Raw genomic sequence first — 13135 nt, forward strand, 5'->3', positions numbered from 1 at the left:
TGGGGTCTCCCGGGGACGGAGGGGGAGTTGGGCGGATGGGCGAACAGTGCCTTTGGCCTGGCCAGGACCGCTACGGCTGTCAACGGTCGAGCGGAGCGCTCTGGTGCGCCGTCCTGCCCCGAATGACCGTTGCCCCGGCCCTCCGTTTCTGTTCTCATGCGAGCATGATCGCTGCCGACGCTCTGCGTGACCAACCGGCCCTCGTCGGGAACCGTGTGCGGCTGGAACCGTTGGACGCCCGAACCGGCGAGCACCTGGTCCGCGAGTTCGTCGACATGGACCCGCGCGTGCGCCGCCTGACCGGCACCCACCAGCGTTTCGGCGAGGAAAAACTGCGGCAGTGGATCGCGACCCGCCCGGACCACCACGACCGAGCCGACTGGGTGATCTTTGCGCAGGCGGACGGCGAGGCGGTCGGCGAGTGCTCTCTGCTCGACCTGGACCACCACAACGCGTCCGCGGGGTACCGCATCGCCCTCTTCCGGATGGAGCAGACCGGGCACGGTTTCGGCACCGCGGCCACCGACCTGGTCCTGCAGTACGCCTTCGAGCAGGTCGGGCTGCACCGCGTCGGCCTCGAGGTCTTCGAGTTCAACGAGAACGCGCGCCGCTCCTACGCCCGGTCGGGGTTCCGCGAGGAAGGCGTGTTGCGTGAATTCCTGTACTGGGACGGCGAGTGGCACGACGCGGTCCTCATGTCGGTCCTGGACCGCGAGTTCGCCGAGTTCCACGCCGACGACCCGGACCGCTGAGCCTGTGGTCCGCACGCTCGTCGTGCACATGTACCGGTCGTCCCGGGCCAGGGATCTTGCTACCAGAGCAGGGTTCAGCGCCGATATTGGCTCTGGTAGCAAGATCCCCCGAGGAATCGGTGCCCAGGGCCGTGCTCGCTGCTACGCCGTAGGCTCGGGGTATGCCGGTACCTGATTTCCTCCGTGAACTGCGCGGACACGTGGGCCACGACCTGATCCCGCTCGTGGGTGTGACGGGTGTGGTCTTCGACGGCACGGGGCGAGTGCTGCTGCACCGCCGTTCCGACGACGGCCGCTGGGCCACCCCCGGCGGCATCCTGGAACCGGGTGAGCAGCCGGCCGTCGCGGTCGTGCGCGAGGTCCTGGAGGAGACCGGGGTCGAGGCCGTGGTCGAGCGCCTGGCCAGCGTCGTGGGACACGAGCCCCACACTTACCCCAACGGGGACCGGGTGCAGATGCTCGACATGGCCTTCCGCTGCCGGGCGGTGGGCGGCACCCCCACGGTCGACGGCGACGAGACCCTCGACGCGGGATGGTTCGACCGCGCTGCCCTGCCGCCGATGTCGGTGCGCATCACCGACCGCATCGACCGCGCCGCCGCGGACCGCACCGAGCCCTACTACGTGGTCTGACCCGGGCGGCCACGCCCCGGACACACGAACGCCCGCCCGGCCTCCCACCGGGCGGGCGCTCCCCCGTGTTCTCAGCGGCTCAGTTCCACTGGCGGCGCACCGCCCAGCGGTCGGAGCCGGTGTCCTTGGCGATGTCGACGATGCTCGCTTCCCCGGCATCGGACTCGGCCGAGACCCGCAGCAGATGGCCGGGCGCGGCCTCCTGCTCCCGGGGGCCGGGGCGCACGGGCCAGTCGCCGATGATGCGCCGGACCCGGAAGGTTCGGCCTCGCCAGGTGAACTGTGCAGGGGTCCCACCGGTGGTGGAGCGGACGTCGATCTGTTCGTTCAGAAGACTCACGCAGGACAGCCTATCGAACGTGTTTTCGAGAGAAGGGTGTCTCCCGAAGGGGCGGACTATCGGGACGCCGAACACCCTAGGCTCCGCCCGCGACCGCGTGCACGCGCCCTCCGGCGTGTCGTCCCCGGGCCTGCTCGGCGGATGCCGGCCCCCAACGCCACCCGACACCGGCCCTCGAACGGCGCTTCCGGCCCACTAGCTGGTCGGAGCGACGGAAGGCGTCCGCCGAACGAGTCCTAGAGGAACACCCGTCCGCGTCTCGTCCGGTCCCGCAGCGCTGCCATGCGCCGGGTGTTGCTCGGGCGCCGGACGAGCAGGTGGTACAGGAGCAGGGAACACCCGCGGTCGGTGCGGGCACGATCGGCCATCTCACCCATGTTCACGCGCCGGTACAGGCGGCGTCCGCCGGCGAGCAGGCGGACGGCGTGCGCGGCCTCGGGGAGGTGCGCGTGTGCGTGGTGGTCGGCGGTGTACTCCTGCGCTCGGGAGAGGGCGGCCCCCGCACCCGGTACCAGTTCGGCGCCGAGGGTGGCGATCCTGCGCCAGTACCCCGTGTGCCCGGCCGCCAGGTGTCCGAGCTGGTGGGCGACGAGGAAGGCCAGCGCCTCCGGGTCGCGCCCCTGCTCGCCGACCTCGAACACGTCGTGGCAGAGCACGAGGTAACGTCGCAGCCCGTGTGCGGAGGCGTCGGTGTGGCGGGGGCGCCGCTCGGTGCTGACGTAGACCTCGGGGGCGCGGGCCAGCCCCATGGCCTCCGACAGCGACGTGACCAGGCGGTGCGTCTCCGGGAACTGCGTGGGGGAGACCTTCACCGATTCGGCGCGGTGTCGGGCGTAGCGGAGACCGCGGGCGATCCAGCACACGGCGAGCAGGGTCGGCACGGGTACCAGGGTCCACAACAGGGAGGCGGTGAGGGTCCACAACAGGTGCAGGCCCGCCGCGGCCAGGGCGAGGGTGATCGCGACACATACCGCGAGCAGCGGGAACTCCCACGGGTGCGCGGGTGCTGGGAGCAGTTCCTCGTCACCGCCGGCGGTCTCCACCGCCGGTGCGGGGCGCGGGTCGGGCAGGGGTTCTCCGACAGGGCGCCCGCCCTGCAAGGAGCAGCCCGGAACCCCGCTGGTCGAGCAGGCGGCCGCTCGGCTCTCCGGTGGTGTCGCCGGTGACATACCGTCCCCTCTCCAGGGCCTGCTCGGCAGGCACCAGTTGCCTGCTGTGCGTCGCCCCAGCAGCAGCACCACTGGATGCGCCCACCCGTCACCCGCCGCCGCCCTCGACGGGCGCCTGGCGGCGCAGTGCTCGTCGGAGCGACGGAAGGCGCCCACCGAACAGGCTCTCCGCGTCTCCCGAACCACGAGGAGTTGTTACTCCCTGTGTCTGAATATTACTTTCCGCTTCCCTTGTGTGGGAGTGGTGGAGGACGGCGTGTCCGTGCGTGGGACCCGGTTCAGCGCACGCCCTCGTACCGGCGCAGCTCCTCGGCGAGCGCGTCCAGGAACAGGTCCACCTGCTCGGGGTCGTACCCGGGCCGCGCGCGGGTGGTCGCGAACTGGACACGCTCCACGTCGGTGGCGCTCAGGGTGGCCCGGTCCGGACGCCCCTCCGCCAGCATCGTGAGTGTGAACTCGGCGCGGTCGAGGAAGTCGTCGACCTCCTTCTCGTTGTAGCCCGTGGTCAGCCGGGTGATGGCGAACTGTTTGTTGCGCACCGACGTCGCGCTCATCCGCGGGCTCGCGGGCGCGCTCGTTCCGGGGCGGCCGGGGTCGGGGGCCCGGGGAGCGGCCGGCTCGGGTTCGGGGCGCGGGGGCAGCGGGGGAGGGCCGGAAGGCGCCGCACGCCCCAGTCCGCGGCCGGCGAGCTCGGAGACGATGCGGTCGAGGAAGTCGTCCACCTCGTCCTCGCGGTAGCCGGGGCCGAACCGGGTGGTGCGGAAGCGGGCCCCGCGCACCTCGTCGGCGGTGATCAGGTCCCCCTTGCGGGGGCCGCCGTCGAGGGTGAGGAGGGTCGCCTCGACGCGGTCGAGGAGGGCGTCGACGTCCCCCTCGTTGTAGCCAGGGCGAAAACGCACCGTGTGGAACTTCTTGTTGCGGATGTCCGCCGGTGTCAGAGGCATGGTCACCATTGTGCAGTCGACGTGGGCCGTCGGTCGGCCGGTTTCGGAGGAAGACCCGGGGGTGCGCAGGGACTTCGGGATCACGACCGTGACGGCCTCGGGCACCCCCGTGGCGTGCAGTGGATGAGCACGCCCGGAACGGTGTCGAACTCGGGCCGGGGGGTGTGGCTGTTCATGATGAGTATTATGCCGGGAGGGGTGTGTCCCTGGCCATACCGGCGGGTACGGGGGGCCGGGTGCGGTCCCGGGGGCCGTCTCAGCTGCGCATGAGGTAGGCGGCCAGCCCGCGGGCGATGGCGTCGGCGGCAGTCTCGCGCCACTCGGGGTCGGACAGCATCTCGGCGTCCTCGCCGTTGCGCATGTTCCCCGCCTCCAGGAACACCTTCGGCACCGTGGACAGGTTCAGCCCGCCCAGGTCGGTGCGTTCGTCGAAGCCGTCGTCGGCGAGGTAGTCCGCAACGGGCATGTCCGTGCCGTCCCCGTACTCCCGGTGCAGGTCCTCGGCCAGGAGCTCGGAGGGTTCGGCGATCTCATCGGTGTAGCCGTCGATCGGCCCCGGGTGGATCACGTGGAAACCCCGACCGGTCTCGGGCCCGCCGTCGGCGTGGAGGGACACCGCAGCATCGGCCTCCGCCTCGTTCCCGATCTCGGCGCGTTCGTCGATGCAGGGCCCCACACCCTCGTTGTCATCGCGGGTCAGTACAACGGTCGCACCGTCGGCCTCCAGACGCTCCTGCACCAGTACGGAGAGTTCCCAGTTGAACTCGTGCTCGGACAACCCGTCGGCGGTATCGGTGCCGACGGTGTCGCAGGCCTTCTCCTCACCGTCGGGGCCGGCCGGAACGCTCTCGTTGATCCTGTCGGAGGCCTCCGCGTTGCCGCCGTTGTGGCCCGGGTCGATGACGACCACACGGCTGTCCAGCGGACCGTCGCCGGCCGGCTCCTCCTGCCCGTCGCCGCCCTCCCCGCCCTCCTGTCCGCCGGGGTCCTCGTCCGATCCGTTGGACTGCCCGTCGTCGGGCCCGGGCAGGGGCGGCGCCGCCGTCGGGTCGTCAGCCGGGGCCTCGCCGGGCGGGGTGGCGCACGAGGTGCAGAGAAGGGTGGCCAGTGCGATCAGGGAGAGGGCGCGGAGGGGGCGGCTGCCGGACCCGAGCTCGGTCGAAGCGGACATGTGTACAACCTAGGGTCTGTTCGGCCTGCACCGGCCCACACCGTCACCCGAAACCGCCCTCGAACGACGCCTGACCGCGCGGTACCCGTCGGAGTGGCGGAGGGCGTCGACCGAACAGACCCCAGCGGCCTCCCCGGGCGCGCGGCATCGGGCGCCGTGTGGTTCTCCGTCACCTCCTGATGCCGCGTACCGGGTTCCTGTGGCGGTTCCCGATTCGGCCTCCACGGGCTAGGCTCGCTCTGTGGGTTCGCTCCGCGACCCACCGTCCGGATCCCCTCCCGGGGCGGGAGGGTCCCCGCTCATCCGCTCCACACACGGCCCGGCCGCACCCGCGGCTCCACCCCTCCCCCCGGGGCCGCCGAGGGCCGGGCATCCCCCAGAACAACCAGGAGTGCTGTGGTGACCACCACCGAGCCGATCGTGCGCCGCCTCCTCGGCGGCGGTGTCCTGTGCGCCGCGCTCGGCGCACTCACCGTCGCGACCGCTGCCCCCGCCACCGCGTCCCCGACGGTCTGGGGCAACGCACAGGCCTGGGTCTCCGACGGCGACCTCGTCAGCGGGTACTCCACCGCCATCAGCCACGGCGACGACCGCGAGGACGAGTCCGCCGCCGACGAGATCCACGGCCCTCTGGCCGAGTACGCCGAGATCCGGGGCGACACCAGCACCGTCGTCGACAACGAGGGCGCTCACGCCCATGCCACCGTCGAGTCGGCGGCGTTCCGCCTGGAGCCCGACGACCTGATGGCACTCGGCATGCTCGACGTGCCAGAGGCCGAGGACGACACCGGGGCCGAAGGGGACCGGGAGGGCAGCGACGGCGACACCGGGGAGCAGGGCGAACGGCCGTCCGACCCTGAGGACCGGGCCGCGCCCGACGAGTCCGAGGAGCCCGCCGACGAACCCGAGAACGGGGCCGAGACGGACCAACCCGAGAACGACCCCGACCACGAGAGCTCTCCGCGGCCGGGGGAGGACGAGGAGGAACCGGACGAGGACGCCGACGAGCCGGAGGAGAGCGAGTCGCCCGAACCGGAGGCGCGACCCGGGGACCGCGCCACCCAGGCCCCTGCGGGCGGGGAGGCGGGCATGCCGCCCCTGGCCCCGGTCGGTGCCACCGAGACGAGCACCACCGACAGTGTCGAGTTCACCGTGTCCGACATCGACACCACCGTCACCGCCGGGTTCGACGGCCGCACCCGGATGGGCTTCGAGCACGGTGAGGTCACCGCATTCGGTGAACCGGTCGGGAAACTGGAACGAGGGGAGGAGGACACCACCGTCGCGGACGTTCTCGAGGTGCCCGGCGCCGAGGGCGGGGAGGCCGAGGAGGTCCCCGTGAGCGTGCGCTTCGTGGTCAACGAGTCGACCTTCGAGGACGAGGACCCCGAGTGGGACGGCACGGGCGCGCGCTCGTGGCTGACCGCGTGGGTGCAGATCGGCGACCCCGACGACGACAACGGGTTCGCGGTGGACCTCGCCGACGCCTGGGCGTTGGGATCCACGCACGGATCGGAGTCCGGGGCCTCCGACGACAAGGGCGGGGAGACCGGGGCCGAGGAGCGCCCCGTGGGCCACCTGCCCACGACCGGTGGGTCGCTGGCGGCGCTGGTGACGGCGGCGTGTGTCGCGGTCGGTGGCGGAGCGGCGGCGACCTACCTCGCGCGCGGCCGCACGACGGCGTTGGACGACCGCATCGAGGACTGACGGCGCCCGGCTGTGCGGCGCCCGGATCAGAGCACGGTGCCCCGGCCCATGAGCGCGAGCGTCTCGGGGCGCCGGATCCACGCGACCGCGGCCATGGCGGCTGTGAGCACCAGGGGGAGAACCCAGCCTGAGTCCATGAGTACGAAGACGTGGGTGAGGGCCGCACCCGCCACGACGACGGAGAGTCCGAGCGCGGCGAGCCCCGCGGTGCGCGGTACCAGCAGCATGGCACCGCCCACGACCTCGGCGGCACCGACGGCGTAGCGCAGCCACTGGCCGGCACCGATCTGCTCGAACGTGGCGACGTGGTCCGGCCAGGCGAGAAGTTTCCCGGCGCCGACGAGAAGGAAGACGGCCGCGCCGAGGGCCTGGAACACCCACGAGATGACGGTGAGTGATCGTGCACGGTCCGGGCTGTCCTGTGGCATGCGGGCCTCCTGCGGGTCCCAGGTTGTTCGATGAGTGCTTCGGGCACGGATGAGGGCGGGCCCCACGGGCCCGCCCTCGGTTCTCTTCGTCAGCCGGAGTCCGCCCGGCCGTTCCCCCCGGAACCGGCTCAGACCGGGGAGATCACTCCGTACGCTGGCTGGGGATTCCGGCCAGCAGGGCGCGGACCTCAGTCTCGCGATAGCGGCGGTGTCCGCCCAAGGTGCGGATCGAGGTCAGCTTGCCCGCCTTCGCCCAACGTGTGACCGTCTTGGGGTCCACGCGGAACATGGTGGCAACCTCGGCGGGGGTCAACAGGGGCTCCGCCTCGGGCGTGCGAGTCGACATGTGTACGGCCTCTCCTCCTGGATCTGTGTGCCGATCCTTGAGCCTTAAATCCTGGCACTGGGCCCGGATGTCCGATGTTCCCGGTCTGCGGGCCATCGGCATCACCCGAGGTGATTGTGCGACCACTCCAAGCAACTTTGCACGTGGGAGGCCAAAGAAAGCCGCCCGTGGCCGCGTCACGCTAAGTGATTCTAGCGACACGTTTAGTGGCATGTGGTCTATTCGGTCAAAACTTCGTTCTCCGGCCTCGTTTTTCTCGATCCGGAGTGACCGAAGTGCTAGGCGTGGCTGACCGAAACCCGGTCGCCGGGGGCGGGGCCGGGGGTCGTCGCGCTGGTCGGTTCGCGGGTGAGTGCCGGGCCGGCGGGGCGTCCGGAGGAAGGTCGTCCCCGTCGGTCCGGGCGGTCGGGTCACGCGGGATCGCCCGCGTGGCAGGGCTTCTCTGATTACGGAGCGTGCACTCTGTGATCGCCTCACTACAGTGTACGCCGATCCTTAACGGGCGTTATGCCCAATTTCTGAGAGCTCGGCGCGGCCGCGGGGAGCCGTGTTCGGAAGCCCTTGCTTCACGTGGGAAAAGGCTCTCTGAAGAGGTTGAGAAACCTGGCGTACCAGGTTGGTCACCGGCGTGTCGGGGTGTCCGGTTCACGACAGAGCCCCTGCTGGTGTCGTCGAAAATATGGTGATCCCGTGACGCTCGGTTGGCGTGCTGGAGAGCACCGTGCGACCTCCCACGACGCAGGTGCGGGTCGTCGACTGTGCCGCGGTGGATCGTCACACCCGGGTGGCGTAGGCACGGCTCGGCCCGACCAGGTACGGTTGTACGTGTACGTAAGCTGGCGCGAGTCGTCAGTCGCGTTTGACGGCCGTCAGCCCGACAGTGCGGGTTAGTTGAGAGATCTGGGGTTCATCCGAACCCCATCGTTGAGGGGGTCGAGCCAATGGGGCGCGGCCGAGCCAAGGCCAAGCAGCAGAAGGTCGCCCGGAAGCTCAAGTACAGCACCGGTGGGACCGACCTCGATCGGCTGCGGTCGGAGCTGGGTGTCGCTGAGGGTGAGGGGTCTCAGAGCGGGCCGTCGGGCCCGGAGGATTCCTACGGAGAACCTCACGACGAACTGATCGACCGTTACGCCGATCTCGCCGAAGAGTACTCGGACTCCGACAAGTAGGTCGGCCGAGGACTTCGACCGCTCGGACAGCGACAACCGAGCCTGTGGGCAGCCCCCGATGTCCCGGGGAAGCCGCGAACAGGTGGATATAGCCGGTGCGAACCACTCCTGTGGTTCGCACCGGCTATGTTCGCACCCCTCGTGCACGAGCACCGGTGCACTCACGCCGACCGGTACTCACCCTCGACGACGGTGGTGCCCTTGCCCGCGGTCACCGAGCCCAGGCGCCAGGCGGCGAGCCCGCGCCCGTCCAGCAGGTCCAGGGCGCGGTCGGCGTCCTGTTCAGCGACGATCGCGACCATGCCCACGCCCATGTTGAACGTGGCCTCCATGTCCTCGCGCGCGACCCCGCCCTTCTCGGCGAGGTGGTCGAACAGTGGTCCCGGGGCCCAGGTCCCGCGGTCCACGTGCGCGTCGACGTGGTCGGGCAGGGAGCGGGCCAGGTTCGCGGCCAGCCCGCCGCCGGTGACGTGGGAGTAGGCGTGCACCTCGACCTCGGCGGTCAGGGCCACGCAGTCCGCGGCGTAGACCCGGGTCGGTGTCAGCAGCGCCTCGCCCAGGGTCTTTCCCGGCTGCGGGCCCTCGGCGAACAGGTCCAGATCGGCTTCGTCGACGATCCGGCGGATCAGCGAGTACCCGTTGGAGTGCGGCCCCGAGGAGGCCATCGCGATGACGGCGTCGCCCTCGCGCACCCGGTTCGGGCCGAGGACCGCGTCGCCCTCGACCACACCGGTCCCGGCGCCGGCCAGATCGTACTCGTGCGGGTCCATCGCCCCGGGGTGCTCGGCGGTCTCCCCGCCGATGAGCGCGCACCCTGCCTGGTGGCAGCCTTCGGCGATCCCGCCGACGATCTCGGCGATGCGTTCGGGCACCACCGAGCCGGCAGCGATGTAGTCGGTCATGAAAAGCGGTTCGGCGCCGCTGACCACGAGGTCGTCCACGACCATCGCCACCAGGTCGATGCCGATGGTGTCATGGCGGTCGAGCTGCTGGGCGAGCATGACCTTGGTGCCCACCCCGTCGGTGGAGGTCGCCAGGACCGGGTCGCGGTACTTGGCGGTGTCCAGGCGGAACAGCCCGGCGAAACCGCTGGCGTCGGTGACCTGCTCGGGGCGGCGGGTCCGCGCGACGTGGCGCTTCATCAGGTCGACGGCGCGCTCACCCGCGGCGATGTCGACGCCCGCGGCCGCGTAGGCGCCCGCCCCCGTGTTCTCGGCTGCCACGCGAGTTACTCCTCGTGATGTGTTCGGTGGTCCCGGCCGCCGCCCCGTTCCGGGCACGGCGCAGCCGGGCGGTGTGCAAACGAAGGGCTTCGAGGGTCAGCCGCGGCCGCCCACGGCCACGGTCCGGTCCTCGGGGGTTCCGCAGGCCTTCTCCAGCAAGTACTTGCCCTGGGAGTCGGTGTCGACCTCCAGTGGGTACACACCGTCGAAGCAGGCCCGGCAGAGCTGGCCGGAGGGGACCTCCGTGGCTGCGGTGAGCTCGTCGAGGCTCACGTAGGCCAGGGTGTCGGCGCCGATGGACTCGGCGATCTCCTCCGTCGACAGGTTCGCGGCGATGAGCTCGTTGCGGGTCGCGAAGTCGACACCGTAGTAACAGGGCCACAGCACCGGGGGGCTGGAGATGCGCACGTGGATCTCGGTGGCTCCGGCCTCGCGCAGCATGCGCACGAGGGCACGCTGGGTGTTGCCGCGCACGATCGAGTCGTCCACGACCACCAGGCGGCGGCCCTCGATGACGTCGCGCAGGGGGTTGAGCTTGAGCCGGATACCGAGCTGGCGCAGGGTCTGGCTGGGCTGGATGAACGTGCGGCCGACGTAGGAGTTCTTCACCAGGCCCTGGGCGAAGGAGATCCCGCTGGCCTCCGCGTACCCCACCGCGGGCGGGGTTCCCGACTCCGGGACGGGGATCACCAGGTCGGCGTCGACGGGGTGCTCGGCGGCCAGGCGGCGGCCGACCTCCACCCGGGTGGTGTTGACGTTGCGCCCGGCGATGGTCGTGTCGGGGCGGGCAAGGTAGACGTACTCGAAGAGGCAGCCCTTGCGGTCGGCGGGCGCGAACCTGTTCGAGCGCACGCCGCGCTCGTCGATGGTGAGGAACTCGCCGGGTTCGACCTCGCGGACGAACTCCGCGCCCACGATGTCGAGAGCGGCGGTCTCACTGGCCACGACCCATCCGCCGGCACCGGAGGTCTCGCCGAGACGGCCGAGCACGAACGGGCGGATGCCCTGGGGATCGCGTGCCGCGTACAGCGTGTTCTCGTCCATGAACACCAGTGAGAAGGCCCCGCGTACCTGCGGGAGGATCTCCATCGCCGCGTCCTCGACGGTGACGTCGGGGTCGCCGTGGGCGCGGTCGGCCAGGAGCTGGGTGAGGATCTCGGTGTCCGTGGAGGCGCGCTGCGAACCCTTGAGTTCGGAGGCCAGCTCGGCGGTGTTGATCAGGTTGCCGTTGTGCCCGAGCGCCAGACCGCCCTCGCGGGCGAAGGTCGGCTGGGCGTTCTCCCAGACCGGGGAGCCGGTCGTGGAATAGCGGCAGTGACCGATCGCGAGGTGTCCGCGCAGGTTCTCGAGGGTGGCCTCGTCGAAGACCTGGGAGACGAGCCCCATGTCCTTGTAGACGACGATGCGTTCCCCGTCGCTCAGGGCGATGCCCGCGGACTCCTGCCCGCGGTGCTGGAGCGCGTAGAGACCGAAGTAGGTGAGCTTGCTGACTTCTTCGCCGGGTGCCCAGACCCCGAAAACACCGCAGGCGTCCTGCGGGCCGCGTTCGAGCGGATCGAGGTCCATGGAGAGCCGGCCGTCGGAGTACGGCACATGTCCAGCTTAGTGCCTGCGGACCAGCGGCACACCACGCGGGGTTCGATCTGTCCGAGGGGCCCGCCACAGCCGGGTTCAGGGGCTCCCGGCCGGCGTTCCAGGAGGCCGGCGCCCTCATGCGCCCGCGGTCCACAGGGGTAGGTGGTCGGAGAGGTCGGCGCGGGTGCCGCTGGCGCTGATGCTGTGGCCCCCGAGAGCGTCCTGCCACTCGGCCTCCCCGGTGGCCAGACGCAACCAGGTGAGCGGATCGGTCTCCACGACCCCCGGGGGAGTGCCGCGCGTGTGCCGGGGGCCCTCGACCGCCTGGACGGCCCCGTACGGCGGAACCCGGACCTCCAGGCTGTTGCCCGGGGCCCGCTCCGCCAGGACCGCCAGTGTGGCGCGCACGGCCGCCTTGACCGCCGGGCGCAGGGGCTCGGAGGCACGAAGCACGGCGTGGGCGCAGGCGGCCACTGCCTCTTCGTCACCGCCCTCGAAGGGGGCTTCCCCCAGGGCGTCGCGTTGGGTGTCGAGGGCGGTGCGCAGGCGCTTGACGGCGCTCGCGGTGAGTGCGGTCGGCATGCGGCCAGAGTACGGTCGGCGCGGGAGTTCCGAGGGCTCTGCACCCCCGGGACGATCAGGTCACGAAGCGATGGGGATACTTGTCAGCGGGCGGAAATGCCCTGAAGGTGGACAGCGAGAGGCACCTGCGGGCCGAGACCGGCCGCTGCCCCCGCCGGGCGGGTGATTCCTGTCTCAGGACCGCACCGGTCCCGGAACGCCGGACGCGGTAGCGCCCCTGGCCTCCCGGCCCCCAGCCGGGTGCCGAACTGCGCGCTCTCGCGCTGAAGCAACTGGTCAGCGCCCGTAATATCCACCATGGAAGACCACCGCACCATCGGGAGAGACGACGTGCGCCTGCGTTTGCGCCCGCGTGATGACAGCTACTACGAGATGTTCACCGATTCGGCGAACAACCTGGTCATCGCGGCCCGCCTGCTGGTGGAGCTGATGAGTGACGGGGCCGACCGGGAGGCCATCACCGAGAAGATGCGCGCCTGCGAGCACGCCGGTGACGACGCCACCCACGCCATCATGCGGCGGCTCAACAAGAGCCCCGCCACCCCCATACACCGTGAGGACATCTACCGCCTCGCCTCCAACCTCGACGACGTCATGGACTCCATGGAGGCCGCCGTCGACCTCATCGGGCTCTACCGGCTCGACCGCTTGCCCAAGGGCATCATCGACCAGATCGAGGTGCTCGAGCGCGCTGCGGAGCTGACCGCCGAGGCCATGCCGCGCCTGCGTGAACTCGAGGACCTCACCCGGTACTGGATCGAGATCAACCAGCTCGAGAACCAGGCCGACCGCATCTACCGCAAACTCCTCGCCCACCTGTTCAGCGGTGAGTACGACGCGCTGACGGTGCTCAAGCTCAAGGACGTCATCGAGGAGCTGGAGACCGCAGCCGACGCGTTCGAGCACGTGGCCAACACGGTCGAGACCATCGTGGTCAAGAACGGCTGAGCACGGCGGCCCCACAGAGCGGCTGAGCGCACGAGTGGGCCGGGGCAGCGCCCCGGCCCACGGTGTGCTCGCATCGTCCAGGGTCTGTTTGGCGAACACCGGCCCGCACCGTCGCCCGCCACCACCCTCAACGGACGCCTCCGGCGCAG

General features: G+C 70.9%; 14 protein-coding genes. 5 read left to right on the forward strand and 9 right to left on the reverse strand.

Translation table 11 applies throughout. From position 1 onward, the window contains the following. Positions 1-164: 164 nt before the first annotated feature. Both D474_RS0107805 and D474_RS0107810 read left to right on the forward strand, forming a co-directional pair. A complete protein-coding gene (locus tag D474_RS0107805; RefSeq protein ID WP_017613027.1) occupies positions 165-752 on the forward strand; it encodes a GNAT family N-acetyltransferase in 588 nt (195 codons plus the stop codon). A 161-nt stretch (positions 753-913) separates the two neighbouring features. Then, positions 914-1384: an NUDIX hydrolase gene (locus D474_RS0107810; RefSeq protein ID WP_026118264.1), complete on the forward strand. Its 471-nt coding sequence runs from the start codon at positions 914-916 to the stop codon at positions 1382-1384. A gap of 79 nt (positions 1385-1463) precedes the next feature. Here the strand turns inward: D474_RS0107810 and D474_RS0107815 are convergent, their stop codons facing one another. The 4 genes from D474_RS0107815 to D474_RS0107830 all read right to left on the reverse strand — a co-directional run bounded on the left by D474_RS0107815 (position 1464) and on the right by D474_RS0107830 (position 5008). Next, positions 1464-1724: a DUF6504 family protein gene (locus D474_RS0107815; RefSeq protein WP_017613029.1), complete on the reverse strand. Its 261-nt coding sequence runs from the start codon at positions 1722-1724 to the stop codon at positions 1464-1466. Between the two features lie 236 nt (positions 1725-1960). After that, positions 1961-2893, reverse strand: a complete 933-nt coding sequence (locus D474_RS0107820; RefSeq protein ID WP_026118265.1) for a M48 family metallopeptidase — start codon at positions 2891-2893, stop codon at positions 1961-1963. 278 nt (positions 2894-3171) lie between these two features. Next, positions 3172-3846, reverse strand: coding sequence for a DivIVA domain-containing protein (locus D474_RS0107825; protein ID WP_026118266.1), 675 nt, complete (start codon positions 3844-3846; stop codon positions 3172-3174). A 247-nt stretch (positions 3847-4093) separates the two neighbouring features. Beyond that, complete coding sequence (locus D474_RS0107830) at positions 4094-5008, reverse strand: N-acetylmuramoyl-L-alanine amidase (protein WP_017613032.1); 915 nt, start codon at positions 5006-5008, stop codon at positions 4094-4096. Between the two features lie 399 nt (positions 5009-5407). On the opposite strand from D474_RS0107830, the gene D474_RS0107835 reads away from it, so the two are divergent. Beyond that, positions 5408-6715 (forward strand): hypothetical protein, encoded by a 1308-nt coding sequence (locus D474_RS0107835; RefSeq protein WP_239647017.1) that lies wholly within the window; start codon positions 5408-5410, stop codon positions 6713-6715. A gap of 26 nt (positions 6716-6741) precedes the next feature. On the opposite strand, the gene D474_RS0107840 is transcribed toward D474_RS0107835, so the two are convergent. Further along, positions 6742-7143, reverse strand: coding sequence for a DoxX family protein (locus D474_RS0107840; protein WP_017613034.1), 402 nt, complete (start codon positions 7141-7143; stop codon positions 6742-6744). 142 nt (positions 7144-7285) lie between these two features. Then, entirely contained in the window at positions 7286-7489 is a 204-nt protein-coding gene (bldC, locus tag D474_RS0107845) for a developmental transcriptional regulator BldC (protein WP_013155387.1), read from the reverse strand. Positions 7490-8430: 941 nt separating this feature from the next. Here bldC and D474_RS0107850 point away from each other — a divergent pair. Then, the gene (locus tag D474_RS0107850) at positions 8431-8658 is read left to right on the forward strand and encodes a DUF3073 domain-containing protein (protein ID WP_017613035.1); all 228 of its coding nucleotides are present in this window, start codon (positions 8431-8433) and stop codon (positions 8656-8658) included. Positions 8659-8819: 161 nt separating this feature from the next. Here D474_RS0107850 and purM read toward each other — a convergent pair whose 3' ends face one another. From purM to D474_RS0107865, 3 genes are all read right to left on the reverse strand, one after another. Continuing rightward, the gene (gene purM, locus D474_RS0107855) at positions 8820-9881 is read right to left on the reverse strand and encodes a phosphoribosylformylglycinamidine cyclo-ligase (protein WP_017613036.1); all 1062 of its coding nucleotides are present in this window, start codon (positions 9879-9881) and stop codon (positions 8820-8822) included. A gap of 96 nt (positions 9882-9977) precedes the next feature. Continuing rightward, positions 9978-11474 (reverse strand): amidophosphoribosyltransferase, encoded by a 1497-nt coding sequence (gene purF, locus D474_RS0107860; protein ID WP_017613037.1) that lies wholly within the window; start codon positions 11472-11474, stop codon positions 9978-9980. Between the two features lie 117 nt (positions 11475-11591). Beyond that, positions 11592-12038 carry a sterol carrier family protein gene (locus D474_RS0107865; protein ID WP_017613038.1) on the reverse strand — a complete coding sequence of 149 codons (447 nt, stop codon included), beginning with the start codon at positions 12036-12038 and terminating at the stop codon, positions 11592-11594. 330 nt (positions 12039-12368) lie between these two features. On the opposite strand from D474_RS0107865, the gene D474_RS0107870 reads away from it, so the two are divergent. Next, positions 12369-12986, forward strand: a complete 618-nt coding sequence (locus D474_RS0107870; RefSeq protein WP_026118267.1) for a DUF47 domain-containing protein — start codon at positions 12369-12371, stop codon at positions 12984-12986. The last annotated feature ends 149 nt before the right edge of the window (positions 12987-13135 follow it).

It is taken from the genome of Nocardiopsis salina YIM 90010, assembly GCF_000341025.1.
Taxonomy (GTDB): domain Bacteria; phylum Actinomycetota; class Actinomycetes; order Streptosporangiales; family Streptosporangiaceae; genus Nocardiopsis; species Nocardiopsis salina.

Bases quoted from the DNA above. Each gene is read 5' to 3' on its own strand.
- D474_RS0107805 (WP_017613027.1), top strand. From the start codon at position 165: ATGATCGCTGCCGACGCTCTGCGTGACCAACCGGCCCTCGTCGGGAAC.
- D474_RS0107810 (WP_026118264.1), top strand. From the start codon at position 914: ATGCCGGTACCTGATTTCCTCCGTGAACTGCGCGGACACGTGGGCCAC.
- D474_RS0107820 (WP_026118265.1), bottom strand. From the start codon at position 2,893: ATGTCACCGGCGACACCACCGGAGAGCCGAGCGGCCGCCTGCTCGACC.
- D474_RS0107825 (WP_026118266.1), bottom strand. From the start codon at position 3,846: ATGGTGACCATGCCTCTGACACCGGCGGACATCCGCAACAAGAAGTTC.
- D474_RS0107830 (WP_017613032.1), bottom strand. From the start codon at position 5,008: ATGTCCGCTTCGACCGAGCTCGGGTCCGGCAGCCGCCCCCTCCGCGCC.
- D474_RS0107840 (WP_017613034.1), bottom strand. From the start codon at position 7,143: ATGCCACAGGACAGCCCGGACCGTGCACGATCACTCACCGTCATCTCG.
- bldC (WP_013155387.1), bottom strand. From the start codon at position 7,489: ATGTCGACTCGCACGCCCGAGGCGGAGCCCCTGTTGACCCCCGCCGAG.
- D474_RS0107850 (WP_017613035.1), top strand. From the start codon at position 8,431: ATGGGGCGCGGCCGAGCCAAGGCCAAGCAGCAGAAGGTCGCCCGGAAG.
- D474_RS0107865 (WP_017613038.1), bottom strand. From the start codon at position 12,038: ATGCCGACCGCACTCACCGCGAGCGCCGTCAAGCGCCTGCGCACCGCC.